Source organism: Pseudomonas sp. TMP9 (assembly GCF_037943105.1).
In the GTDB taxonomy this organism is placed as follows: domain Bacteria; phylum Pseudomonadota; class Gammaproteobacteria; order Pseudomonadales; family Pseudomonadaceae; genus Aquipseudomonas.
This window is the reverse complement of the sequence record NZ_CP149803.1, coordinates 1038897-1064632: the sequence shown is the minus strand read 5'-3', so window position 1 is coordinate 1064632 and position 25736 is coordinate 1038897. Positions and strand designations below refer to the sequence as shown.

Sequence of the window (25736 nt, the reverse complement as noted above, 5' to 3'; positions counted from 1 at the left end):
TAAGCCAGCCGGTCGCCCGCCTCCATGCGTATTCACGTCACCTTTATCGACCGCGTTGGTATCACCCAGGAAGTGCTGGCCCTGCTCGGTGGACGCAATCTCAATCTGGATGCGGTGGAGATGGTGCCGCCCAACGTCTACATCGACGCGCCGACCTTGAGCCCTGACGTGCTGGATGAGCTGCGCGAGGCGCTGTTCAAGGTGCGCGGTGTGCAGGCGGTAAGCATTGTCGACATCCTCCCCGGCCAGCGCCGTCATTTACAGCTCGACGCCCTGCTCGCCGCCATGACCGACCCCGTATTAGCGGTCGACAGCCAAGGCCGCGTGCTGCTGGCTAACCCGGCTTTGCTTGAACTGTGCGGCCAGCCGCCAGAGGGGCTGAGTATCGGTGAATTGTTTGCCGACCCGCAGCTTGAGTCGGAATTGCTGGCGCAAAGCTTTCGCCTGCCCATGCGCGAGATCACCCTCAAAAACCATGCCCTGCTACTGGATGCACAACCCATCACAGAAAGCGTGGACGGTGGTGCGCGGCGCTTGGCCGGCGGCCTGCTTAGCCTGTATGCACCGAGCCGTATGGGTGAACGCCTAGCGGCGCTGCACCATGACCACGCTGAGGGTTTTGACTCACTGTTGGGTGACTCTGCGCCGATCCGCCACCTCAAAACCCGGGCCCAGCGCGTCGCCACTCTGGATGCACCGCTGCTGATTCAAGGTGAAACCGGCACTGGCAAAGAGTTGGTGGCACGCGCTTGTCACGCTATGAGTACACGGAGCAACGCATCGTTTTTGGCGTTGAACTGCGCAGCATTACCGGAAAACCTTGCCGAAAGTGAGCTATTTGGCTATGCCCCCGGCGCATTCACCGGCGCTCAACGCGGCGGCAAACCAGGGCTGCTAGAACTGGCTAACCAAGGCACGGTGTTTCTCGATGAGATCGGTGAAATGTCGCCTTACCTGCAGGCCAAGCTGCTGCGTTTTCTCAGCGACGGCACGTTTCGCCGGGTTGGCGGCGAACAGGAAGTGAAAGTCAATGTGCGCATCCTCAGCGCCACCCACCGCGACTTAGAGAAAATGGTCAACGAGGGCGCTTTTCGTGAGGATTTGTTCTACCGCTTAAACGTACTCAACGTGCAAGTACCGCCACTGCGTGAACGTGATCAGGACATCCTGCTGCTGGCGCGACACTTTATGCAGCAAGCCTGCGCGCAGATCCAGCGCCTGCCCTGCCGCCTCGCCCCAGACACCTTCCCGGCGCTACTGAGTAACCGCTGGCCGGGTAATGTGCGCCAACTGCAAAACGTGATTTTCCGCGCCGCCGCCATTTGCGAGAGCAATGTGGTGCATATGGATGACCTGGACATCGCCAGCACCGCCGTCGGCGCGCAGCAACCCGGGGGCGACGTGAACAGCTTGGAAGCCGCCGTGGCCGAGTTTGAGAAAGCCTTATTGGTAAAACTCTACCCCAGCCACCCTTCAACTCGGCAGTTGGCTGCCCGCCTACATACCTCGCACAGCGCCATTGCAATGCGCCTACGCAAATACGGCATACCGGATAAAGACTAAAACATGGGTGTGCTCCGCACTTACGGTGACGTGCACCGCCTTCTTAATAAGCGCTGCACTTCAGCCCGCAATTGGCGCCAAACAGCGACCGCCTTTCACCAAAAAATACGTTAGCCATTGCCATCGAAGAAACACGGAAACTGCTCAGAATACGTGTATAAATTGATTGCATGGCCCGTGTATTTCTATAGGTATTGGTTCTCTACAAGTTCGGCGTTAGTAGCCCTTAATCTAAATTCTGTAGCGCACCACACTAGTACCGCTCAAAGGGCCACAACCCCCGCCCCGCATGCTGCCGATGCTTATCCAACCATGGTATTGGAGGGTTCAAAACGCCCAATGATGAGGTCAACGTGTTAGGGTGAATTTTATCTGATTAAAAATTAAGGACTAAATTTATGGCATGGCGTAAGCACGGTTGAGCCCGAGCCCGCCTTAGGAAGGAGTGAGAAATGCCGAATAGTTTTTTTGATGAGATGTATGACAGTCTGGGGGACCCACGAGCCCACTATCAAGGTTTCTCCCGCTGGCTGGCGAGCACTCCACCGGAGCTATTAGCCCAGCGTAGGCGTGAGGCTGATCTATTGTTTCACCGGGCCGGTATTACCTTCACCCTGTACGGTGATGATCTGGGCACCGAACGCTTAATCCCCTTCGACATCATTCCACGCAGCATCCCGCGCAGTGAATGGAAGATCATTGAGAGCGGCTGCATCCAGCGCGTACAAGCGTTGAACATGTTCCTCACTGACCTGTATCACGATCAACGCATCATCAAAGCTGGGATCATCCCGCCTGAGCAGATCCTGGCCAACGAAGGCTATCAAATGGCCATGCAGGGCCTAGACCTGCACCGCAATATCTACGCCCACATTGCGGGCGTCGATTTGGTCCGCGATAGCGATGGTACCTACTACGTACTGGAAGACAATTTGCGCACCCCTAGCGGCGTCAGCTACATGCTGGAAGACCGCAAAATGATGATGCGCTTATTCCCAGAGCTGTTCGCCTCTCAACGTATAGCGCCGATCGATCACTACCCCAGCATGCTGCTCTCAACCTTGAAAAACTCAAGCCCGGTTGATGATCCTCATGTTGTAGTGCTGACGCCAGGCCACTTCAACAGTGCCTATTTCGAGCATGCGTTTCTCGCCCGAGAAATGGGTGTAGAACTGGTCGAGGGCGCTGATCTGTTTGTACGCGACGATAAGGTGTATATGCGCACCACCGCTGGCCCCAAGCAGGTTGATGTGATCTATCGACGGCTGGACGATGCGTTTATGGATCCGCTGGCGTTTAACCCGCAATCGATGCTGGGTATACCCGGGCTGGTGTCGGCTTATCGAAGTGGCAACGTGTCGCTGGCGAATGCCCTTGGCACGGGCGTGGCGGACGACAAATCAGTCTACCCCTACGTTCCAGACATGATTCGTTTCTACCTGTCTGAAGAACCTATTTTGGCCAACGTACCGACGTGGCAATGCCGTAAGCCGGCCGACTTATCCCACGTACTGGCGAACTTACCGGAGCTGGTCGTAAAGGAAACGCAGGGTTCCGGTGGCTACGGCATGTTAGTCGGCCCGGCCGCCAGCAAAGCGGAGATCGAAGACTTCCGCGCACGTTTAATCGCTAACCCAGCGGCCTATATCGCCCAGCCCACCCTGTCACTGTCTACATGCCCAACCTTTGTTGAACAAGGTATCGCGCCTCGGCATATCGACTTGCGACCGTTTGTGATGTCCGGCCGAGAGACGCGCTTAGTTCCCGGCGGCCTGACTCGAGTGGCACTGCGCGAGGGCTCGCTGGTGGTCAACTCGTCCCAAGGTGGTGGTACTAAAGACACCTGGGTAGTTGAAGAATAAAACAAGGGAGTGCATGACATGTTGAGTCGCACCGCCGCATCGCTGTATTGGATGTCCCGTTATTTAGAGCGTGCTGAAAACCTAGCGCGCATGTTGGACGTCAGTTATTCACTGTCTTTGATGCCCCATGATGAACACGGTGCGGGCCTAGATGAACTGGCCATGTCACTGAAGATCACCGGCACCTTTGAGCAATACCAGCAACTACACGGTGAGCTGGATGCAGATCGTTTATTGCATTTTTTCGCCTTGGATGGCGAAAACCCCGGCAGCATTTATTGCTGCCTGCGCGAAGCACGGAGCAATGCCCACGCAGTTCGCGGTCGCATCACCTTAGAAATGTGGGAAAACATCAATGCCAGCTGGCTGGAAGTTCGGGAAATAGCCGAGCAAGGCCTCAGCAGTTATGGCATTGGCCCATTTTGCGAATGGGTAAAGTGCCGCTCACACCTATTCCGCGGCTCTGCGTATGGCACCAGTTTGCGCAATGATGCATTCCGCTTTATGCGCTTGGGCATCTGCATTGAGCGCGCGGACAACACCCTGCGCTTGCTCGACTCGCGGTATGAGATGCTCGGTGAAGATGCCGACAACATTACCGACGGCTCGGCCTATGACTACTACCAGTGGAGTGCGCTGCTGCGTGCACTGTCGGTGTTCGAAGCTTTTATCGAGCTCTACCGTGGCTCGCCGGGCAAACGCAAGGTCGTTGAATTGCTGATTTTGCATGAAGATGTACCGCGCTCACTGCGTGCCTGTGTAGTCGAGATCAAGCAGATTCTTGATGAGCTGCCCGAGCGTAGCGGTCGCCCGGCGCAGTACATGGCCGATGAGATGGAAGAGCGCTTACGCCACATAGGCGTCGGTAAAATCCTTAGCACCGGACTGCACCCATGGCTATCTGAATCCATTGTGCAAGTGCGTGAGCTGGCTCATGCGATCCGCATCGCTTATCTGGAGGTCGCATGAAGCTATCCATTAGCCATGACACCACGTACAGCTATGAACATCAGGTGCGCTCGAGCGTGCAGTATCTGCGATTAACACCACAGAACAGCGAGCGCCAGAAAGTGCTTGATTGGCAATTGAAGTTGCCGGGGCCGGCGCGTGCGCAGCGCGACCCCTACGGCAATATCTTGCATGTATTAACACTTGAAGAGCCGCATGACTCGCTGGCGATTCACGCCAGCGGACAGGTAGAAATCGACACCAGCTTTGACGGCGAGCCAGACCCACAAGCGCCACACCCCTTTATGCGCACCACCGCGCTGACAGCTGCCGACGCAGCCCTGCGCGAGTTTGCGCTGAAGCACTGCGGTGAACGACGTGACCGCGCGACCCTAATCGAGTTGATGCAGGCGCTGGCGCTGGCCATGCCGTATCAGCCCGGCTCGACCGAAGTGGACAGCACAGCCGCAGAAGCATTTGCACGTGGTGCCGGCGTCTGCCAAGACCATGCCCATGCTTTTTTAGCCTGCGTGCGCAGCTTAGGCCTGCCGGCGCGCTATGTGTCTGGCTACTTGTGCAGTGAAGACAGCGCGCACCTAGCCAGCCATGCGTGGGCCGAAGTCTGGATAGAGGGCGTCTGGTACAGCTTTGATGTGACGAACGGCCTGTCCCGCCCCGAGCGCCATCTAAAACTCGCGGTGGGCATGGACTACCTCGACGCATGCCCAGTTCGAGGCATGCGTCGCGGCGGCGGAAGTGAACAGATGCATGCCCAAGTGCAGGTCAGCGAACTGAGCATGCAGATGCAGTCACAGAAGCAGTAAGCGTGCGGTTTAAGCGAGCGGCAGGGCTTCGTCCGCCGGTAGCACCGTGACCTTAACCTCGAGCGTCTGCTCGCCTCCCCCCAACACCACCCCGCGCAGCGGGGTGACATCACTGAAGTCTCGGCCCCAGCCCAAGGTGATGTGCTCATGCTTTACCAAGCAGCGGTTAGTCGGGTCAAAATCGATCCAGCCCAAGTTTGGACAAAATACCGAAACCCAGGCGTGCGAGGCATCGGCGCCTATAAGGCGTGGCTTCCCAGGTGGTGGCTGCGTCAGGATGTAGCCAGAGATGTAGCGCGCCGGTAAGCCCAAGCTGCGCAGGCAACCAATCATCAACTGAGCAAAATCCTGGCACACGCCTCGGCGCCCGGCGAGCACCTCAGTCAGTGGGGTGGAAATCTCCGTAGCGCTAGGGTCGAATTCGAACTCATCAAAAATCTGCTGCGTTAAGGCCAGTGCCGCCTCCAAATGAGGACGGCCCGGCGTGAAGCTTTGTCGGGCATAGTCGGCCAGCGCGGTATCGCAACAGATATGCGGCGAGTCGAAGAGAAAGGGCATCGCCTCAAGGGATTCTGACGTAGGAGCAAGCAGCATGTTCTGGGCCAGCCGCTCCCAAGCCAGGCTACCTTGTATCTGCTCAAGTCCAGGGCGTGGACTTACTACCACGCGAAAGTCGGCTAACACGCTCAGTGCGTGATGAGGTTCGGTGAGCGTGAAGTGCCGGGTCAGGTTGCCGAAATAATCCAGCTGTGACTGCTGATGCTCAGGCTGCGGATCAATCTGTATACGCTGAGACTCACATTGCTGGTAGGGGAAATCGCGCGGGCTCAAATGCAGATATTGCTGGGATAGGCTGACCTGATACAGATAGCTGTAGTGAGTTTCATGCAGCACACGGTATGCGATGGGCGCGTTTTCGCCCTCATGATTACTGCTCATGCCGGCCTCTGTTTTTCATCAAAGCGTGCGGTATAACTGAAGAAGCGTGCGCTGAGCTGCTCGGAGAGCTGCTCGCTGGCTGTTTTGATTTGCTGCAGCAGGTCGAGCAAAGCACTGTTACCGCAATATAAATCTTGGTCAGGGTCGAGTGCTTGCAACGCATTGAGCACGGGTGACAACAGCATTTCGCCAACGTTGTCATAGCGCAGAGCAAGTTTACTAAGGTTTTTGTTTAAGCCTTCTAGCTGAAATAATACCGAGCGTGGGTTGCCTGGATCGAGTAACAACAGATCCAACACCGGCAGCCATTCGGCTTGAGCCCGATAGCGCGAACGGTACGTGACGATGCTGTCAGAGAGTTCCAGTAACCAATCCAGGTCGGTTTCTTCCGGCATTTGTAGGGCCTGGATGATGGCTTGAGCCTGAAACTGCAGGCGCTCCACGCGCCGACCGATAGACATAAAGCTCCAACCTAAGTCGCGCGTCATACCGTCGAGTGCAAAGCCGGACAAGCTCATCAGCGTAGCCGTGGCCTCATCAAGGCGGTGCATGCTTTCAGCCTGAGATAAGGGCGTGTCGTCTTCAACATGGTGCTGCAACATGTGATTGAGTGCGCGCCAGTTATCAGCGGAAAGTCTTTCTCGGAGCTGGCCAGCACTGAAATATAAATTCTGCTGCTGACGAGCCAAACCAGGCGTACGTGGTGAGACCACACCTAACAACAATGCAGCCTCAATTTGCTCATCAGTTAGAGGCGCAGGATCCTTATTGCTGTCCTCCTCCTCGCCAGGGGCAGGGTCAGCCTGTGGAAGCTTTGGTGCGGGCTGAACGAGCTGACTCCAATAGCACAGCGCTTTCACCGCATCCCACTCTTCGCCACGCTCTTGCGGCGTGAATAACTGGTTTAAGGCTAGACGCGTCAGCCGGGCGACGTTGTCACAGCGCTCAGCATTGCGCCCCAGCCACAGCAGATTTTCCGCCAGTCGACTGGACAGGTGGGCGTTGTCGCGAATCAGGTCTTTTGCACGGGTGGTCCGGCTGGTTTGCCGTGGCGCATTATGAGCGCTGCGGCCTAGCACCCAAGTGTCCTTACTACCACCGCCACGCTGCATGGAGATGACCCGCGAATCGACACCCGTGGCTACCCGCGTTAGGCCCCCAGGCATCACACGGTAGCCATTTGGCGTCGCGCAGGCATAGACCCGCAGGCCAATAGCGCTTGAGGCCAGGCCTTGCGGGACGGTGCTGTTCCAAATTGGCGCATGGGACAGGCGCACCAGTTCCTGCGCCACGTAGTTGCGCGGCGTAGCGCGCATCTTGGCGATCAATTTGTCGCGTGCGGGGCCTTGCAGGTCCTTACCGAACACGGAGCGCTGACGCAGTTGCGCGAAGCTGGGTTTGATCACTAATTGATCGAACTTTTCCAGCACTTCCTTCAACGCAGCGGGTTCGCCGCACCACCATGTGGCCACCGAAGGCATAAGTAATTCTTCGCCTAGCAAGCGCTGGCTCAGACCGGGCAAAAAACCAAGCAATGCGCCCGACTCGAGCAGATTGGAACCCAGGCTATTGGCAATCAGCACGTTACCCAGTCGTGCGGCCTCAGTCAGACCCGCGACGCCAAGTGCCGACTCCGTAAGCAGCTCCAGAGGGTCACAAAAGTCATCATCGACCCGGCGCATGATGACGTGCACGCGCTGCAGCCCTGACAGGGTTTTCAGGCAGACAATTCCGTCGCGCACAGTCAGGTCACTGCCCTCCACCAACGGAAAGCCCATGTGGCGCGCCAAATAGGCTTGCTCGTAATAGGTTTCGTTATAGGGGCCAGGCGTTAACAGCACGACCAAAGGGGCTTCACTGGCGTGCAAAGGCGCGCCGCTGCGTGCTGCACATTGCCGACCCCAGTGCACCAGACTGTTACGCATACTGGAGAAAAAATCGCCAAGGTCCTGCACCTTGAGCTCACGCAATAGATTCGGATAGCTGCGCGAAAGCACACTTCGATTTTCCAGGGCGTAGCCTGCTCCTGAAGGCGCCTGAGTTCGGTCTGCCACAACCCACCACTTGCCATCCGGTGCGCGGGCCAAGTCTGCTGCATAAAAGTGCAGGGCCACCTGATCCGGGTGTTTGATGCCATGGGCTGGACGCAGAAAACCTGCATTACCGTGCACCAAAGCGGCGGGCAGCAGCCCTTCTTTCAGTAAGCGCTGCTCACCATAAACATCGCCCAAAATCTGATTAAGCAGGCCGGCGCGCTGAATGACGGCCGCTTCAATTGCAGCCCACTCGTCATCGGGCAAAATCAGCGGCAGCAGATTCAAGTCCCATGGCCGTTGAATGCCTTTGGTGTCGGTGTAGACGTTATACGTCACGCCGTTTTCACGAATCTGCTGGGTGACGGCATCAAGCCGTTGGTTCATGCTCAGTGCCGACTCGCGCGCGAGGCTATTGAGCATGCCACGCCAGTGCGCACGGGGCTGTTGCTGGCTGTCGAACAACTCATCAAAGCTGCCGGGAGCTACACGGTAGTCAGCTATAAACTTTTCAAACATAGGTTACTTTCTTATCTTCGCGAGTTATGCGGCTGTGCACAGGGCCGCAGCATGCGGATGCCATTGGCGCAAATTGAACCTGCGCATCCTCGCACAAGTAGGTGTAAAGCAAACTAGCCGCTGAGACTCTATTGACCATAGGTCAATGAGTACACAGCGGCTGCCATAAATGGCTCAGGTTCTATAGCGGTTTAAAAAGGCATCCAGCGCAAATCGAGGGTCAGCGGGAAGTTAGGATTCAGCGCTTCGTTAAATACGCGCATCGGTCCCGGTGTATGGCCGTGCGACCAGAAACGAGCAAAACGCCGAGCTTCAGCCGCGTTAGCATTAACCGGTGAACTTTCCTCGCTGCGACCACCTGGGTGCACCACATGATAGGTGCAACCGCCAATCGCCCGACCACTCCAGTTATCCACCAGATCAAAGGTCAGCGGCGCCTGCACTTTAATGCTCGGGTGCAACGCCGACCAGGGGCTCCACGCGCGGAAGCGAATACCCGCGACGTATTCACCCGGCACGCCGGTTGGGTGTAACGGTACGCGACGACCATTGCAGGCAATTTCATGACGCCCATCGGTAAGCCCGCGCACCCGCAGCTGCAAACGCTCGACCGATGAGTCGACATAGCGCGCCGTGCCGCCAGCACTCATTTCCTCACCCAGCACATGCCAAGGCTCGATTGCTTGGCGTATTTCCATTTCAACCCCGGCATAGACCACTGTGCCAAAGCGCGGAAAGCGGAACTCGATAAAGGGGTCAAACCAACGCTCTTCGAAGGCATAGCCGTGAGCACGCAGGTCTTGCACCACGTCGCGGATGTCTTGGGCAATAAAGTGCGGCAGCATCCAGCGATCATGCAGAGCAGTGCCCCAATTGACCAGCTTGGCTTGATACGGCTCGCGCCAAAAACGCGCGACCAACGCACGCAGCAAGAGCATTTGCAGCAGGCTCATGCGCGCATGTGGCGGCATCTCAAAAGCCCGAAACTCAACCAGCCCCAGGCGCCCTGTAGGACCGTCTGGGGAATACAGTTTGTCGATAGAAAACTCGCTGCGGTGGGTGTTGCCAGTCAAATCCACCAGCAAGTTGCGCAGCAGCCGATCAACCATCCAGGGCTTATCCCCCGGATGCATGGTGGGCAAGAGTTGATCCATCTGCTGAAAGGCTATCGCCAGCTCATAGAGGTTGTCGTCGCGCGCCTCATCGACGCGCGGTGCCTGGCTGGTCGGGCCGATAAAGGTGCCCGAGAACAGGTAGGACAAGGCCGGATGGTTCTGCCAGTAGGTGATCAGGCTTTTCAGCAAATCGGGGCGCCGCAACATCGGGCTGTCTTCAGCCGTCGCGCCACCGAGGGTGGCATGGTTGCCACCGCCCGTGCCGGTGTGCCGGCCGTCGAGCATGAACTTCTCAGTGCCCAGACGGATCAGCCGAGCCTCTTCATACAGGGTTGAGATGTTGTAGACCAGCTCATCCCAGCTTGCCGCCGGGTGAATGTTTACCTCAATCACGCCTGGGTCTGGGGTGACGCTAAGCAGCTTGATCCGTGGATCACGGGGTGGCTGATAGCCTTCCATACGAATTTTCAGTTGGAGCTTGCTGGCGCTGTGTTCAACCGCCGTAACCAGGGCCAAGTAATCTTCGATGCGCTGCAGTGGCGGCATAAATACATGCAAGCGACCGTCACGCACCTCGACACATAAGGCGGTGTGGATAACGTCTTTTGCGGACTGTTTTTCAGCCGTGCTTTCCGCGTTTTTCTTGCGCGTTACGCTGATGTGTTTGGTTGTGCCACTGGGTGCTGGGGCCGTGCCAGGTAAGGGCGATCGGGGCGCGAAGGGATCGACCTCAACATCGAGCGGGCGCTCCTTTGGCAAAACCCACGGCAATGTATTCAACGGCAAGCGCAGGCCTAACGGCGAATCGCCTTCAGTTAAATACAGGTGCTCACGCTTAAGGGGCCACACTGACGTGCGCCAAGCAGTGCCCAAGGAAATTTTAGGGTCCGGAGCGTGCGCTGCAAGGGGGATGACATAGCCGGCCACCGCCCCTAAGCCTTTACCAAGCAGACGCGCCAGACGTTGCCGCTCTTCTGGTGCGGCCAGGTCGAGCTTGAGCGGGTCAAGGTTATTCGGTAACTGTTCCTCGCGCTGCGCCTGCAACACAACGTCTTCATAAGCCGCAATGGCCGAACCTTGGGCTAAGTTCAGACTACGCAGCAGTTGTTGAGTGAACGCCTTAGCCTGCTCGTCGGTGTATCCGTCTTCAGCATCGTCGGCTGAAAACAAGCTTTCATCCAACCACATCGGCAGACCGTCTACACGCCAGTAAATATTCAACGACCAGCGCGGCAACGGCTCACCTGGGTACCACTTGCCTTGGCCGTAATGCAACATGCCGCCGGGGGCAAAGTGGTTTTTTAGACGATGGGTTAACTGCCCAGCCAGCTGGCGTTTTTCCTTACCGTGGGCTTCAGTGTTCCACTGCGCGCCATCCATATCATCAATGGAGACAAAGGTCGGCTCGCCGCCTTGAGTCAAGCGCACATCCTGCTGTTTTAAATCGCGATCAACCTGGTGGCCAAGCTGTTCAATCAGCCGCCAATCGTCTTCGCTGTAAGGCTTACTTACCCGCGGATCTTCATGGATACGGGTGATGGTCATCTGGTGATCGAAGGTGACTTCAGCCTTGTCAGATAGACCGCTGATGGGCGCTGCCGATGAAGGCATGGCGGTACACGCCAGCGGAATATGCCCTTCGCTGGCCAGCATGCCGGAGGTGGGGTCGAGGCCAATCCAGCCAGCGCCCGGGATAAACACCTCAGTCCAAGCGTGCAGGTCAGTAAAGTCTTGTTCGGTGCCGCTAGGGCCATCAAGTGCCTCTTGATCGGCGCGCAGTTGGATCAAGTAGCCTGAGACAAAGCGTGCTGCCAAGCCAAACTCACGCAGTATCTGCACCAGCAGCCAGGCCGTATCGCGGCAAGAACCGAAGCGCTTTTCAAGGGTTTCTTCCGGCGTTTGCACACCCGGCTCCATGCGCAAGGTGTAACCAATATCACCCTGCAGACGCTGGTTTAAGGCCACCAGGAAGTCATTGACAGGCAATGGTTTCTTCAGCAGTTCAGCGCGAACGGCTTTCAGCCATTGCTGAACCAATGGGCCGGCCTCGGTCGCTTTTAAGTACGCGGCCAACTCATCATTCAATTGCTCGGGATAGCTGAAGGGGAACTGCTCAGCATACTTTTCGACAAAAAAATCAAATGGGTTAATCACCGTCATATCGGCGATCAGGTCCACGGTAAACTCTAAAACGTCGGTTTTCTCCGGGAAGACAAAACGACCAATGTAATTGCCGTAGGGGTCTTGCTGCCAGTTGATAAAGTGCTTTTCCGGCGTGACGCTTAAGGAGTAAGACAATATCGGCGTGCGTGCGTGAGGCGCCGGACGCAGGCGTACTTCGTGGGGCGACAGGCCCACGCGACGGTCGTAGTGGTACGTAGTCTTGTGGTGCAGCGCGACGCGAATAGCCATAGAAAATACCTTTAATTTAAAGGATTGCATTTCGGCAGGATCGGCCCGGCCCTATCACAATGCTTTGGTAAGGATTGAAAGCAGGTTTCATGCCTTCGCGCGCTGATCAGCTCGAGAGAACCATTCAGATCAGTTAGACCGCAGCGCAATGAGTTAAAACAGACCGCATGCCCATTGTGCACACGCAAGATGAACGCCCCGCAATGGCGCGATTGAATGATGCGGATCTGAGGACGATTCCAACTATACCCCCTGCAGCGCACTGATCACACCCTAGCCTCAGTTGAAGCGAGAGGCTGCTGGGCCAATAGAAACGTACAAAACACACGCAACAGTCCGCCACAACCTGTTCACGCCAAACATCTGCTGGCGATACTGCACAGGGCTTTAAAACGCCTCATTGATCGGACTGCCGGTAATTGTGGCGCGTTTAGCCGAGCCTCTTCGATGCGACTCAATAGGCTAAGCGCACCAAATAGAAGCAACCAAGAAATCACACGCCCACATAGAAAAAGGCCGGCATTTAGCCGGCCTTAACGCTAACCGATATGGGACGAAGACATCAGCTTGCTGATCGGCTTCCCCGCCACATCGCTGGGATCAAATCGCGAACTTTTGCAGATTGGCCATCATCTCTTTCATCGCTTCGATGTTGTCCTTCGGGTGAGCGGCGCCCTCGAAGTCGCAAATCTGCGCGAAATTGGCCGCAACATCTTCTGGGCTGTAACCCTCGCGCGGGTCAAAACCGGCGCCTAGGCTGCGCTCCCAACGCACTTTGCCCATCCAACCACCTCCAACTTCGAACAGCCCGGAGGTTTCTTCGCAGGCTTTGCTGGCCAGGTACACCACCAGCGGGCTGACCAGCTCGGGCTTGAGCTGCTCAAATACCTGCGGCGGGATCAAGCCTTCAGTCATGCGCGTGCCGCCAGTTGGGGCGATGGCGTTGACCAGGATGTTGTTCTTGCGCCCTTCAATGGCCAGGGTGCGGGTCAGGCCGTAGAGGCCGAGCTTGGCCATGCCGTAGTTGGACTGGCCGAAGTTGCCGTAAATACCCGAGGTGGACGCGGTGAAAATCACCCGGCCATAGCCTTGTTCGCGCATGTGCGGCCAAGCCGCACGCGTGACCTTGTAGGCGCCCTCAACGTGAACTTTGTACACCAGGTCCCAGTCGGCGTCGTCCATCTTGATGAAAGATTTGTCGCGCAGAATGCCGGCGTTATTCACCACCACATCAATGCGGCCGTAGGTATCCAGTGCGCACTGCACGATTTTCTCACCGTCGGTCACCGAGTCATGGTTAGCCACTGCTGTGCCGCCGGCCGCACGGATTTCTTCAACCACCTTATCGGCTGCCGAAGCGTTAGCGCCTTCGCCGTGGGTGCTGCCGCCGAGATCATTCACTACAACCTTAGCGCCGTGCTTGGCGAACAGCAGCGCATGGGCGCGACCCAGGCCACCGCCGGCGCCGGTAACGATTACAACTTGGTCTTGAAAACGGATCGCGTCGCTCATGCAGCATTCCTCAGCAGATTAACAATGCCCTGAGTGTCTAGCAGGCGCGCCTTGGTCACAATAGACACGAGCCGCGCTGAATGGCGCGCAATAAAGCAGCGGGATAATCAGGCGCAACCCCCCGCGCCCGTTTATCACGCCGCGGCCAAGGCCTGATGAAAGGCCAGATAATGCTGCAAAACTTGCTCAGGAGCCTCGGTTTGTGGGTAATGGCCAATACCGGCGAGCAGCACCGTATCAGCATTGGCGATCAACTCCCGGTAACGCGCGACCATGTGCGCGCCGGAAATTGGATCCGCCGCGCCGTCAATCACCCGCAACGCCACACCGCCTTGTTGCATTGCACTCACCCAGCGCTCGCGCTGCACACGGCGCTCGGGCATGTAGCGAATCAGCCGATGCATTACGGCTGGGCCATTATTCTTGGCGATCAAACTCCAGAAATCATCCAGCTCACCTTCGCTCGGCTGGGTCTGCGGGCCAAAGACTTTGGCAAAGCTTTCGGCCAGTTTTTTACGGCTGAACAACCTGCCGATCAGTGCACCGACAGGGCTGAGCAGCATCTTTTGCACCAGCACCGGACGATGGGTTTCCGGAAACAAGCCGCCATTAAGAAACACGCAACTGCCTAGCGTGATTCGCTGTTCATGGTGCCGCGCCAGCAACTCCTGCGCCACGCTGTCGCCATAGTCATGGGCCAGCACGTGCACTGGCGCGCTGACGCCCAAGTGGCTGAGCAGGGCCTGCTGCAGATCAGCTTGTTCCAGCAGGCTGTAGGCATGGCCGCGCGGTTTGGCCGAGTCGCCAAAGCCGAGCATGTCGCAGGCAATCACCCGATAACGCGTCGCCAGAGGCGCCCACAAGTAATGCCAATCCCAACTGGCGGTGGGGAAACCATGGATCAACAACAATGGCTCGGCATGCTCATCACCCGCCACCCAGTAGCGCATGGCATGGCCTTGAAAGGTGAAGCTCAACCCTTGGCTGCGCCACTGCGCTAAGCCGATGCCGGGCAAGGCACTCATGCGGCGTAACCGGGCATGTACTGGTCGAGTTTGCGCAGCAGAGCCGGCCAAGCCAGCGAGCCGCCCATGCCTTGGGCAGACTTCATCACGCCGGCGACCATGGCTTTAGCCCCATCGAGAACCTGTTGTGGAATATGGATCAGCTCAGCGCCGCCGCCTTGCGCCATCACCTGAATTTCGCAAGCACGCTGCAAGGTGAACATCATCAAGAAGGTGTCAGCGATGCTGCTGGAGGCGGTAAGCAAACCGTGGTTGGGCAGGATCATAAAATTCTTGTCGCCCAAGTCGGCCTGTAGGCGGGCCTTCTCGTCATGGTTGAGCGCCACGCCTTCATAGCCGTGATAAGCCAGGCTGGCGAGCACAAACAACGACTGCTGCGACAGTGGCAACAGGCCTTGTTTTTGCGCGGATACGGCAATCCCCGCTGGGGTATGGATGTGCACCACGCACGCCACATCATGACGCACCTCGTGCACCGCGCTATGGATGGTGTAACCGGCGGGGTTGATGGTGTAAGGGCTGTCCATCAGCTTGTTGCCGGCCAAATCGATTTTCACCAAGCTGGAGGCGGTGATCTCGTGGAACATCAAGCCGAATGGGTTGATCAGGAACTCTTCGCTGCCTGGAATCTTTGCCGAAATATGAGTGAAGATCAGGTCATCCCAGCCATACAGCGCGATAAGGCGGTAGCAAGCGGCTAGGTCGACGCGGGTTTGCCACTCGGCGACGGAAACTTGATCCTGAAGGCTTATAGCAGGCAGAGCGTGGGCGACGGTCATGGCAATTTCCTCGGCTGTTGTTATTCGACGTCACAGCAGTCTAGCGAGGGATAGGGCTTAGGTGAGTCGCTCTGGCGGCCAGGCTGCTGACCTTAGGAGTCAAACCAGTTCAGGATAGTGCAGCAGCAATGGCCAATCGCGTTGCGCTTGGGCGTCATCGCTCAGCAAACCAAAGCCCGCAAAGTCGAAACCCGGTGCCACCGTGCAACCGACTAACGTGAAGTCACCCAAACTCCGCGCCGCTTGCCAAGCGTGTGCCACCACGGCGCGCTGCGGCAGTTGCTCGGCGGCCACCGGGCCTAGGCGCTCATGTCGAACAGCATCGGGCTGCTCGGCAATGAGCAACTGCAATGGCGCGCCTTCATAAAAATGCCAAAGCTCATCAGCATCCACCCGATGCCAACGACTGACTGCACCGGCAGGCAACAGAAACACAATCGAGCTGCTGCACACGCGGTCATTAGCCGCGCGTTGCGATGACTCAAACAGCCGGCGGTAATAGCCGCCTTCAGGATGGGCCTGCAGGTTCAGCGCCTCGATCAGCTCCAGCGCGCGCGGATGCATCAACTGTGCAGCGCGCTAATAAAGCTCGCCAGCCAAGGCTCAGCATCGCTTTCCGGGGTTACGCTTTCGCTGCTGTCCAAGCGCAGCATAGGCTGCACTTCAACAATGCCCAGCTCAGCAAACAACTCACGCATCAGCTCGCCGCCCGCACAGAACGTATCGCCGTAACTGGAATCACCCAAGCCAATCACCCCGCCCGGCAGCCCGCTCCAGGCCGGCATTGCATCGCGCAGGGCGAAGTACAGAGGCTGTAGGTTATCCGGCAATTCACCCATGCCGGTGGTCGAGGTCACTGCAAGAAACGCTTCAGGGGCGAACCCTTGCACATCGGCCACACTGGCCCGTGGGTTGTGCCATGCTTGATGGCCAGCCGCGTTCAACAAGCCCTCGGCGTGGCGGGCAACTTCTTCGGCGGTGCCGTACACCGAGCCGGAAAAGACAGCGATCTTCATGCAAAACTCCGAAACATACAGAACCAAGTCGATAAGGCGGGCATTATGCCGCAAGTAGACAGTCCGCCCGGATGTTTTAGAATGCAGCGGACATAGACAGGGAAACCGCATCATGATCAACGCCAAACTGCTGCAACTGGTGATCAACGCCTCTAACGACGGCATCGTGGTTGCCGAACAGGAAGGCGATGACAACATTCTGATCTACGTCAATCCGGCCTTTGAAAAACTCACCGGCTACACCAGTGAAGACATCCTCTATCAGGATTGTCGCTTCCTGCAGGCTGGCGACCGTGATCAGGTGGGTTTACATGCCATCCGCGAAGCGGTTAAGCAGAACCTTCCGTCCCGGCAGATCATTCGCAACTACCGCAAAGACGGCAGCGTGTTTTGGAATGAGCTGTCGATCACCCCCGTGGTCAATGACGCCGACCAGTTGACCTATTACATCGGCATCCAAAAGAACGTGACCGAGCAGGTGCAGGCGCAGGAGCGGGTTAAAGAGCTGGAAGCCGAAATGGTCATTCTCAAAGCTGAACTTCTGCGTTTGCAGATGAAGCCAGGCAGTAACTAATTCAGACCTGAGCGGTCACAACATCTCCAGGGCTAGATATAGACCGCTCCCATGCAAGAACAGGCACTCCTGACCCCAGCAGAACTGGCCTTTATTCGCCAATTGAACGGCCCCGTAACGACTGAGCCGCTCAGCGAACCGCGCCCGCAGACAAATAATATTATTGGTCAGCAACTCAGCGAACTGCTTTCCAACTGTACGGCCAATCAACAGTTGAGCCTGCACGCGCACATCGCCAACCAGCGCCTGACCTTTGACCTGCACCTTAGTCAGAGCGGGAAAAGCCTCCCAAACCTGCAACTCAGTGCACCGCATATTTTCGATGAGGGTGAAATAGACCGCGCCTGGCGCTCACCCCTGCCCGAACCCCTGCGCCTGCAGATGCGTAACGCAAAACCCAGCAACCTATTGATTCACCAACTGTCGATGAATGGCGCACTGATTGAGCATCAAGCGCAGTACAAAGCGCCCAAGCGCTTTAATCTGCTGCTGGCGCTGAACGAGCACACCGCCATTGCTTTAACTGGGGTTTTTGTCCGCGAAACCGCTGACGGCCTGCTGGCCTACCAACTGAATGCGCTTGACTCACAAAGCGGTGAGCTATTGCGTGCGTTCATCTACCAGCAACATCGCCTGCAAGAGCAACGGTCAAACGCGGCCCACAAAAATACTTAGCTCACGCTCAAGGGTGGCGCCATGCTGCACGCTAATCGCGGATACACACAGACTGGCTTAACGCCTGCATAAACTGCAGGCAAAAAAAGACCCGCAATCGCAGCGGGCCTAAAGTGCAGGAGAGACTCCTGCAACAGGGATAAAAAAATCCGACAGTCGAAAAGGGCGGAAGACTGACCATCGGATTGCGCAGTCGTATTAAGCGGCGAATTCCTCGTCGCTGAATGCCATTAGTGTTGCTTTGCCGGCCTTCACTTCAGCCAGCAAGCTGTCGGTTTCAGTCAAGATGCGCGCCATGTAGAAGTCAGCCGACTTCAGCTTGGCACCATAGAATGCTGTTTCGCTGCTACCGGCAGCCAATTTGGCCTTGGCCACAGCAGCCATGCGCGCCCACATCCATGCCAGGCTCGTCAACGCAAACAAACGCAGGTAAGGCGTAGCAGCAGCGCCGGCTTGCTCAGGGTCCTTCATCCCTTCGCTGGCGACCCACAGGGTGGCCTGCTGCAGTTGCTTGAGTGCAGCACCCACTGCCGCAACATGGTCTTCACCAGCGTTGTCTTTGAGCCAACCTTCAACTAACGCAAAGAAGTTGCGCACTGCACGGCCGCCACCTAAGCCCAGCTTGCGCCCGACCAGGTCAAGCGCCTGAATACCGTTAGTGCCTTCGTAAATACGGGTGATGCGGGAGTCACGAACCAGCTGCTCGATGCCCCAATCTTCGGTATAGCCTGAGCCACCCAAGACCTGCAGGCCTTCGTTGGCACAATTAAAGCCTTCATCGGTCAAGAATGACTTCACCACCGGGGTCAACAACTGCACTAAATCATCAGCCTGCTCGCGCACGGCAGCGTCTTCATGGTCGTGGGCGACGTCTTCATGCAGGCCGGTGAAGTAGGCCAGAGCACGAGATCCTTCAATCATGACTTTCTGACGCAGCAACATGCGCCGCACATCGGGGTGCACGATGATCGGATCAGCGGGTTTGTCTGCCGCTTTCGGGCCCGACAACGAGCGACTCTGTAGACGCTCTTTGGCAAAACCCAAGCTGATTTGATAGGCGCCTTCAGCAATGCCAAGGCCCTGCATGCCTACCATCAGGCGTGCGGAGTTCATCATGGTGAACATGCACTTGAGGCCTTTGTTCGGCTCACCAATCAGCCAGCCTTGCGCACCTTCAAAATTCATCACGCAGGTAGCGGAGCCTTTGATGCCCATTTTGTGTTCCAAGCCGCCGCAGAACGCTGGGTTACGGCTACCGTCTTCAAGAATTTTCGGCACCAGAAACAGAGAGATACCTTTTACGCTGTCTGGCGCATCCGGCAGCTTGGCCAAAACCAAGTGCAGAATGTTGTCAGCCAAGTCGTGCTCGCCGCCGGTGATCCAGATCTTGGTACCGGTGACAGCGTAACTACCATCTGCTTGCGGCACAGCGCGGGTGCGGATCAGGCTTAGGTCAGTGCCGCACTGTGGCTCAGTCAAGCACATGGTGCCCGTCCACTCGCCGCTGATAAGTTTTGGCAGGTAACGTTCCTGCAGCTCACGTGCACCGTGAGCGGTCAGGGCGTTGATGGCGCCATGCGTGAGGCCGGGATACATACCCAAGGACAAGTTGGCTGAACAGACCATTTCCTCAACCATCATGTTCAGCACAGACGGCAGACCCTGACCACCGAACTCAGGGGTACATGCCAAGGCGGTCCAGCCGCCCTCAGCAAACTGCTTGTAGGCCGCGCGAAAACCATCCGGCGCCTTGACTGTCTTGGTTACCGGGTCGAAGTGGCAGCCTTGCTTGTCGCCTGATGCGTTTAATGGAGACAGTACGTTTTCCGCAAGCTTGGCGGCTTCCTCCAAAATTGCGCCACCCAGATCGTCGCCAAACTCACGTTGAGTTGGCAGCGTCTTCAGGGTGGTGTAGGCGTCGAGCACCTCGTCGAAAACGAAACGCATGTCACGGAGGGGTGCGCGGTATTGGGCCATGGTACTCAGTCCTCGAGCTGTACAAGTGAGAGCAAGCTATACACATCAAAATAATGTACAGCTTTTGTATAGCCTAACGACTCGAATGGCAAGCAATAGTTGTACAGGATGTACAACTAAATGAAATCAGCGACAAATTACAGCCACACGAATACGCCGCCATTGCTCCGCAAGACGGGTTTTTTAGGAGCAGTCAGGAGACAGGATCAGGTGTCTAGGTGCCCAGCAAGAAACTGCTGCAGGCGACGCTGCATCAAACGCCCTTCGTTGCCCAGGCAGGCAATCGGTGAACCGCTAAGGCTTTCTTCTGCCAGGTCAGCACCGTCACCGGCCAGCACCAGCGAGCAATCCAGCGACAGCGCCAGGCGTGACAACAGCTTGGGCAAGTCATCACTGGGCGGCTGATTGGAAAACAGCACCAGCGCTTGGGGCTGCATTTTTCCGCAGACCAGGGTCAGCTCTTCAAGCGGCTGGCCCAAGCCAAGCACGCTGACCGCGGTATTGGCACTGCTGAGCAACAAACCCGCCACCAGCAGTTCAAGCTCACGGCAATGGCCAGGCAAGGCGGCCAGCAACACGCGCTCCTCGACGTGCCCACGCGATACCTGCAGGCGTTGCAGGGTGCGGGCGCGTAAAAAAGTGTCAAACAACAACCACTCGCTGGTCTGGCCGAATTCATCCTGACGCAGCAGTAACTCTTGCCAGAGCGGCATCAGAATGTCCTGAAACACTACAGGCAGCGGGTAACTGGAGAATATCTGGCCATACAAACGGTCTAATCGCAGCTCGTCGAAGGCACTGATTGCGGTGCGCAGCTGAGCCTGCCACTCACCCCACTCACTAGCGCTGACTTCTTCATAAACGGGGGAGCTGGCAGCTTTAATTAAGCTGCTTTTAGCCAGGATTTTGCCGACTTTGCTCACCGCTACGCCGCGCTCGATCCACGCCAGAATACTGCGCACTGACTCAATGTCGACTTGCGAATATAGGCGATGACCGCTGTCAGTTCGAGTCGGCTGAATAAGCCCGTAGCGCCGCTCCCACGCACGCAGGGTGACCGGGTTCACGCCGGTCAGGCGCGCGACCTCACGAATAGGAAATAGCTCTTCCTGCCTGAGGGCACACGTTACGGGAAACGAAGCACCAATGAGATCGGACATGGCGGGCGGCATCACAGAAAAAATGTTGCGCGCATTGTAACTCAGCTACTTAACGCATACTTTGTACAAAACTTATACAAAGGTTAAGACCATGATTAAGCAACCTAACTGGCCATTGACGCTCTATTACGACGGCGACTGCCCGCTGTGTGCGCGCGAAATTCAACTGCTGCGCAAACGCGCCAGCAGCGAGCGCTTAAGCCTTGTTGATATCAGCTTGAGTGACTTTCAGGTCGAGAGCACCGGCCATTCCAAGGAAACCCTGCAAAACCGCCTGCATGCTCACTTTGCTGACGGGCAATGGGTCACTGGCCTGGATGCCACATTATGGAGCTGGCGCGCCGCCGGCATGGACCGCTGGGCTGCACCACTGACATGGCCGGCACTGCGCCCGCTATTGGAGCTGGGTTATCGGTTGTTCTGCTGGCTACGCCCGCACCTCACGTGGTTGCCGCATCCGGATGCCAGCAAACGTTGCAAAGACGATCAGTGCGAGATCAAGCCACCGCGCTGAGTGGATCAAACCAGCGGCAACCACAGGCCAGGGTCGGGCGCGAGCAGCTCAGGGCGGCCGATGATTTCATCGTGGCTTTCCGGCTGCAGTAAAAGTACCCGTCGTACCCCGCAACGGCGTAACCGCGCTTTTAGCAGCGACAGCCCGGGCCACTGCGGACGCCTCGGCGCATAGTCCAAGGTGAGCACACCTTTAGTCTGAGTAACCACCCGCACCCGGTAACCGCACGAGCGCAGCGCCAGCACCTCAACCCGGTTTACCTGCCCACACAGCATTGCAATGCTCAACTGCCAAGGCTTCATGCGCCCATACCTGTACAAGAAAACCTATCTTGTACACGATATAAATAATTTTATTCAGTCTGTATTTGCCGAAAATAGCCATGCAGCTCAATGGAATAGGCGAAAACCGTGCAAATAACGCAGTACCCATACAGGCCGCATGGTTGTACAAATGCTGCCGCTGGTATAACTTTAATACCGGTTCAGTCGAGGCCGCGTCTTACTGGTCAGGTATCCCGGCGCAGCGTCGCTGAACCCACCTTATTTTTCTGTTGAGCCGACCATGAGCGCTAACGCTGTTCCTATCTTGATCACCGGAGCCAGTCAGCGCATTGGTCTGTTCTGCGCCGAACGGCTGCTCGATGACGGCCATGCACTGATCGTGACTTACCGTACGGAGCGCGAAATCATTGAGCACCTCAGGCAGCGTGGCGCAATCGCCATACAGGCTGACTTTTCCAACGAAGCCGGGATTCTGGCTTTTATTGAAACGTTAAAGAGCCACACTGACAGCCTGCGCGCCATCGTGCATAACGCATCCGACTGGATGGTTGAAGCAGCGGGTGAAGAAGCTGCCGTGTTCGCCCAGATGTTTAACGTGCACATGCTTGCGCCGTACTTGATCAATCTGCATTGCCAAGCATTACTGGCACGCTCTACACCGGCGGACATCATCCATATCAGTGATGACGTTGCGCGCAAAGGCAGTGCTAATCGCCCCGCCTACAGCGCCAGCAAAGCCGGGCTGGACAGCCTCACCTTGTCATTTGCCGCACGCTTCGCACCGCACATTAAAGTGAACGGCATTGCCCCTGCGTTGATTATGTTCAACCCGGACGATGACGCTGACTACCGTAAGAAAACCTTGAACAAGTCGGCACTGGGCATCGAGCCCGGGCCCTTGGTGATTTACCAAAGCCTGCGTTACCTGCTTGATAACAATTATGTCACCGGAACTACACTGACTGTCAACGGCGGCCGTCATCTCAAATGAATATGGCCGCGAGGACCTTTGCAATGAACACTGAACTGCCTAATCACTACCGCGAAATTCTCCTAGGTGTTGGTGAAAACCCTGAACGCGAAGGCCTGCTCGACACGCCCAAGCGCGCAGCCAAAGCCATGCAGTACCTGTGCAACGGCTACCACAAGAGCTTGGACGAAGTCGTCAACGGCGCGCTGTTTGAGTCGGATAACGACGAGATGGTGATCGTCCGCGACATCGAGCTGTATTCGCTGTGCGAGCACCACATCCTGCCGTTTATTGGCAAAGCGCATGTGGCTTACATCCCTACCGGCAAGGTATTGGGCCTGTCAAAAGTGGCACGTATCGTTGATATGTTTGCTCGCCGCCTGCAGATCCAAGAGAACCTCACCAAGCAAATCGCCGACGCGGTCCAGCAGGTAACTAATGCTGCTGGCGTTGCGGTGGTCATTGAAGCCAAACACATGTGCATGATGATGCGCGGCGTGGAAAAGCAGAACTCGGTGATGACTTCCTCGGTGATGCTCGGTGCCTTCCGCGAGTCGTGCAACACCCGCCACGAATTCTTGCAACTGATCGGACGAGGTAAGTAATGCCGCGACTGGAACCTGGAATGGCGCGTATTCGCGTCAAGGACTTGCGCCTGCGCACCTACATTGGCATTAAAGAAGAGGAGATCAACAATAAGCAGGACGTGTTGATCAACTTGACCATTCTTTATCCGGTTGCCGATGCCGTGCGCGATAACGACATTGACCACGCACTGAATTACCGCACCATCACTAAAGCGGTTATTCGCCACGTTGAAGAAAATCGCTTTGCTCTGCTGGAGCGCATGACTCAAGAGATTCTTGATCTGGTCATGGTCAACGCCGCCGTGCGTTATGCCGAAGTGGAAGTGGACAAACTGCACGCCCTGCGCTTTGCCGAGTCGGTGTCAATCACCCTCGCCGGTCACCGTTGATGCCTGCTAGTTTCTAGCCCTGAGTTAATCCCGGCGCGCCCTGCGCCGGGGCCGTTGCCGCCAGGCAGGCATGCTTCTATCATCGCCACCACGGCCCCTCCTCCCCTGCCTGCCCAGAGAGCATCGCCATGAATGATCAACAACGCCTCGAACTTGAAGCCGCCGCTTTTCGTCGCTTGGTCCAGCACCTGCGCGAACGAACGGATGTGCAGAATATCGACCTGATGAACCTCAGCGGCTTTTGCCGCAACTGCTTATCCAAGTGGTTTAAAGCGGCCGCCGATGACAGCGGCGTCACTGTTACCCTCGATGAAGCACGCGAGGAGGTTTATGGCATGCCTTACGCGGACTGGAAGGCTCAGTACCAGAAGGAAGCCAGCGCCGATCAGCAGGCCGCCTTTAACCAAGGTAAACACTGATGAGTGCCTTGAGCGACTTTCGCGCCAAATTGCACAGCGAACGCTTTACCTTCGCTGAGACACTGGCGTTTATCGCTGAGCACTATCAGTACCAGCCCCGTGCCTTTAGCAATGGCCAAGTAGAAAGCGCTGCCGGGCAGAACGAAGGTTCGTGCAAAACCCTTGGCTTGGCCTTGCTTGAAGGCTTGAGCGTGGAAGAAACCCTGCAGTGCTTTGGCGAGCATTACCGCAGCGTGTTGGCCAACCCAACAGGCAAGGACCACGGCAATATCCGCGCATTAATGGACACTGGCTTGGCCGGCGTACGCTTTGCGCAAACGCCCCTGCAGCGCAACAGCATTTGAGCGCCTTGGCGTTGCCGACCTGAGCCGTTGCAAATAGCGGTCTTGGCTGCATAGCCCGGATGGTATCCGGGCTACAAAAGCCCTAGGCATTGCATCAAGCAATGCCAATAGGCAGTTCGGCCTTAGTCTATTAGCCCAAGCATTTGCCGCGCTCGGCATTACTGGTCGTCGAGATAACGCTCAACATCCAGCGCCGCCATGCAGCCAGCCCCAGCTGAGGTAATGGCTTGGCGATAGACGTGGTCGGCTACATCGCCTGCAGCAAATACGCCCGCTATGCTGGTGGCCGTGGCGTTGCCATCGCGCCCGCCATTGACCACCAAATAGCCATCCTTAAGCGCCAGTTGCCCGTCAAATAACGAAGTATTGGGCGTATGGCCAATGGCGACAAACAGGCCATCAACCGTTAGCTGGTCGACGCTGCCATCGTTATTTCTCACCTGCACACCGGTCACGCCCATGTTGTCACCCAGCACTTGGTCCACTTCGGCATTGAGCTTAAGGATGATCTTGCCTTCGGCGATGCGCGCTTGCAGTTTGTCTTGCAGGATTTTTTCGGCGCGAAAGCTCTCGCGGCGGTGAATCAAGGTCACCGTGCTGGCGATATTAGCTAAATACAGGGCCTCCTCCACCGCCGTGTTACCACCGCCGACCACTGCCACCGGGCGGTTGCGGTAAAAGAAGCCGTCGCAGGTGGCACACGCTGAAACACCTTTGCCCATAAAGGCCTGTTCACTGGGTAAACCCAGATAACGAGCGCTGGCGCCGGTGGCGATAATCAACGCATCGCAGCTGTAAGTGCCGCTGTCGCCCACCAAGGTAAAGACCTTACCCGCCAGGTCCACGGCATTGATGTGGTCAAAAACAATCTCGGTTTCAAAACGCTCGGCATGCTCTTGCATGCGCTGCATCAGCGCCGGGCCCGTCAGGCCGTGAACATCGCCGGGCCAGTTATCCACCTCAGTGGTGGTGGTTAATTGACCACCCGCCTGCAACCCGGTGATCAGCAACGGTTTCAGATTGGCCCGTGCGGCATACACCGCCGCGCTATACCCGGCTGGGCCGGAACCTAGAATGATCACGCGAGCATGACGATCAGCAGACATCAGCAACTCCTACAAGCAGTCATAAAAGGAGGCTTCCACAATAACCAAGGGGAGGTAATAAGGCTGGAAGCCCCACAAAAGGCATAAAGGTCGGTGCCGAGCAGGCTATGCCTCGCGGCTGCGCAGCGGAAATATGCTTTACCAATGCACCGCATAGGCAAGCCCTATGACGACTGCAACGCAATCGTTA

The 25736-nt window shown here is 56.9% G+C and carries 24 protein-coding genes; 12 read left to right on the top strand and 12 right to left on the bottom strand.

The annotated features are described in order from the left end of the window. Positions 1-24 precede the first annotated feature (24 nt). The 4 genes from WF513_RS05050 to WF513_RS05035 all read left to right on the top strand — a co-directional run bounded on the left by WF513_RS05050 (position 25) and on the right by WF513_RS05035 (position 5197). Positions 25-1563 (top strand): sigma-54-dependent transcriptional regulator, encoded by a 1539-nt coding sequence (locus WF513_RS05050; RefSeq protein WP_339082036.1) that lies wholly within the window; start codon positions 25-27, stop codon positions 1561-1563. 452 nt (positions 1564-2015) lie between these two features. Then, positions 2016-3425 (top strand): circularly permuted type 2 ATP-grasp protein, encoded by a 1410-nt coding sequence (locus WF513_RS05045; RefSeq protein WP_339082034.1) that lies wholly within the window; start codon positions 2016-2018, stop codon positions 3423-3425. An 18-nt stretch (positions 3426-3443) separates the two neighbouring features. Beyond that, positions 3444-4394 carry an alpha-E domain-containing protein gene (locus WF513_RS05040; protein WP_339082032.1) on the top strand — a complete coding sequence of 317 codons (951 nt, stop codon included), beginning with the start codon at positions 3444-3446 and terminating at the stop codon, positions 4392-4394. After that, positions 4391-5197, top strand: coding sequence for a transglutaminase family protein (locus WF513_RS05035; RefSeq protein WP_339082030.1), 807 nt, complete (start codon positions 4391-4393; stop codon positions 5195-5197). The genes WF513_RS05040 and WF513_RS05035 overlap by 4 nt, the downstream gene beginning before the upstream one ends. Before the next feature lie 9 nt (positions 5198-5206). Here the strand turns inward: WF513_RS05035 and WF513_RS05030 are convergent, their stop codons facing one another. The 8 genes from WF513_RS05030 to WF513_RS04995 all read right to left on the bottom strand — a co-directional run bounded on the left by WF513_RS05030 (position 5207) and on the right by WF513_RS04995 (position 16547). Further along, complete coding sequence (locus WF513_RS05030) at positions 5207-6136, bottom strand: transglutaminase family protein (protein WP_339082028.1); 930 nt, start codon at positions 6134-6136, stop codon at positions 5207-5209. Then, complete coding sequence (locus WF513_RS05025) at positions 6133-8688, bottom strand: circularly permuted type 2 ATP-grasp protein (RefSeq protein WP_339082026.1); 2556 nt, start codon at positions 8686-8688, stop codon at positions 6133-6135. Before WF513_RS05025 ends, WF513_RS05030 begins: the two co-directional genes overlap by 4 nt. 191 nt (positions 8689-8879) lie before the next feature. Beyond that, positions 8880-12215 carry a transglutaminase family protein gene (locus WF513_RS05020; RefSeq protein WP_339082024.1) on the bottom strand — a complete coding sequence of 1112 codons (3336 nt, stop codon included), beginning with the start codon at positions 12213-12215 and terminating at the stop codon, positions 8880-8882. Positions 12216-12815: 600 nt separating this feature from the next. Beyond that, complete coding sequence (locus WF513_RS05015) at positions 12816-13727, bottom strand: SDR family oxidoreductase (protein ID WP_339082022.1); 912 nt, start codon at positions 13725-13727, stop codon at positions 12816-12818. 134 nt (positions 13728-13861) lie between these two features. After that, a complete protein-coding gene (locus tag WF513_RS05010) occupies positions 13862-14752 on the bottom strand; it encodes an alpha/beta hydrolase (RefSeq protein ID WP_339082020.1) in 891 nt (296 codons plus the stop codon). Next, a complete protein-coding gene (locus WF513_RS05005) occupies positions 14749-15531 on the bottom strand; it encodes a class II aldolase/adducin family protein (RefSeq protein WP_339082018.1) in 783 nt (260 codons plus the stop codon). The genes WF513_RS05010 and WF513_RS05005 overlap by 4 nt, the downstream gene beginning before the upstream one ends. A 99-nt stretch (positions 15532-15630) precedes the next feature. After that, a complete protein-coding gene (locus WF513_RS05000; RefSeq protein WP_339082016.1) occupies positions 15631-16095 on the bottom strand; it encodes a cupin domain-containing protein in 465 nt (154 codons plus the stop codon). Then, positions 16095-16547 carry a flavodoxin gene (locus tag WF513_RS04995; protein ID WP_339082013.1) on the bottom strand — a complete coding sequence of 151 codons (453 nt, stop codon included), beginning with the start codon at positions 16545-16547 and terminating at the stop codon, positions 16095-16097. The genes WF513_RS05000 and WF513_RS04995 overlap by 1 nt, the downstream gene beginning before the upstream one ends. A gap of 112 nt (positions 16548-16659) precedes the next feature. Between WF513_RS04995 and WF513_RS04990 the strand changes: the two genes are divergently transcribed. Both WF513_RS04990 and WF513_RS04985 read left to right on the top strand, forming a co-directional pair. Continuing rightward, entirely contained in the window at positions 16660-17121 is a 462-nt protein-coding gene (locus WF513_RS04990) for a PAS domain-containing protein (protein ID WP_339082011.1), read from the top strand. 51 nt (positions 17122-17172) lie between these two features. Beyond that, on the top strand, positions 17173-17796 hold the full coding sequence (locus WF513_RS04985; protein WP_339082008.1) for a PilZ domain-containing protein: 624 nt from the start codon (positions 17173-17175) through the stop codon (positions 17794-17796). A gap of 198 nt (positions 17797-17994) precedes the next feature. On the opposite strand, the gene WF513_RS04980 is transcribed toward WF513_RS04985, so the two are convergent. Together WF513_RS04980 and WF513_RS04975 are read right to left on the bottom strand one after the other, a co-directional pair. Beyond that, the gene (locus WF513_RS04980; protein WP_339082005.1) at positions 17995-19773 is read right to left on the bottom strand and encodes an acyl-CoA dehydrogenase C-terminal domain-containing protein; all 1779 of its coding nucleotides are present in this window, start codon (positions 19771-19773) and stop codon (positions 17995-17997) included. Positions 19774-19979: 206 nt separating this feature from the next. Then, positions 19980-20933 carry a MerR family transcriptional regulator gene (locus tag WF513_RS04975; protein WP_339082003.1) on the bottom strand — a complete coding sequence of 318 codons (954 nt, stop codon included), beginning with the start codon at positions 20931-20933 and terminating at the stop codon, positions 19980-19982. 91 nt (positions 20934-21024) lie between these two features. Between WF513_RS04975 and WF513_RS04970 the strand changes: the two genes are divergently transcribed. After that, positions 21025-21447, top strand: coding sequence for a DUF393 domain-containing protein (locus WF513_RS04970; RefSeq protein ID WP_339082001.1), 423 nt, complete (start codon positions 21025-21027; stop codon positions 21445-21447). 5 nt (positions 21448-21452) lie between these two features. Here WF513_RS04970 and WF513_RS04965 read toward each other — a convergent pair whose 3' ends face one another. Further along, complete coding sequence (locus tag WF513_RS04965; protein ID WP_339081999.1) at positions 21453-21749, bottom strand: DUF6482 family protein; 297 nt, start codon at positions 21747-21749, stop codon at positions 21453-21455. Positions 21750-22011: 262 nt separating this feature from the next. On the opposite strand from WF513_RS04965, the gene folM reads away from it, so the two are divergent. The 5 genes from folM to WF513_RS04940 all read left to right on the top strand — a co-directional run bounded on the left by folM (position 22012) and on the right by WF513_RS04940 (position 24440). After that, on the top strand, positions 22012-22722 hold the full coding sequence (gene folM, locus WF513_RS04960) for a dihydromonapterin reductase (RefSeq protein ID WP_339081996.1): 711 nt from the start codon (positions 22012-22014) through the stop codon (positions 22720-22722). 23 nt (positions 22723-22745) lie between these two features. Continuing rightward, on the top strand, positions 22746-23306 hold the full coding sequence (gene folE / locus WF513_RS04955) for a GTP cyclohydrolase I FolE (RefSeq protein WP_339081994.1): 561 nt from the start codon (positions 22746-22748) through the stop codon (positions 23304-23306). Continuing rightward, positions 23306-23677 carry a dihydroneopterin triphosphate 2'-epimerase gene (folX, locus tag WF513_RS04950; RefSeq protein ID WP_090244513.1) on the top strand — a complete coding sequence of 124 codons (372 nt, stop codon included), beginning with the start codon at positions 23306-23308 and terminating at the stop codon, positions 23675-23677. The genes folE and folX overlap by 1 nt, the downstream gene beginning before the upstream one ends. A gap of 128 nt (positions 23678-23805) precedes the next feature. Further along, the gene (locus WF513_RS04945) at positions 23806-24096 is read left to right on the top strand and encodes a DUF1244 domain-containing protein (protein WP_339081988.1); all 291 of its coding nucleotides are present in this window, start codon (positions 23806-23808) and stop codon (positions 24094-24096) included. Next, positions 24096-24440, top strand: coding sequence for a HopJ type III effector protein (locus WF513_RS04940; RefSeq protein WP_339081986.1), 345 nt, complete (start codon positions 24096-24098; stop codon positions 24438-24440). Before WF513_RS04945 ends, WF513_RS04940 begins: the two co-directional genes overlap by 1 nt. Positions 24441-24598: 158 nt before the next feature. On the opposite strand, the gene trxB is transcribed toward WF513_RS04940, so the two are convergent. After that, entirely contained in the window at positions 24599-25546 is a 948-nt protein-coding gene (gene trxB, locus WF513_RS04935; protein ID WP_339081984.1) for a thioredoxin-disulfide reductase, read from the bottom strand. Between the last annotated feature and the right edge of the window lie 190 nt (positions 25547-25736).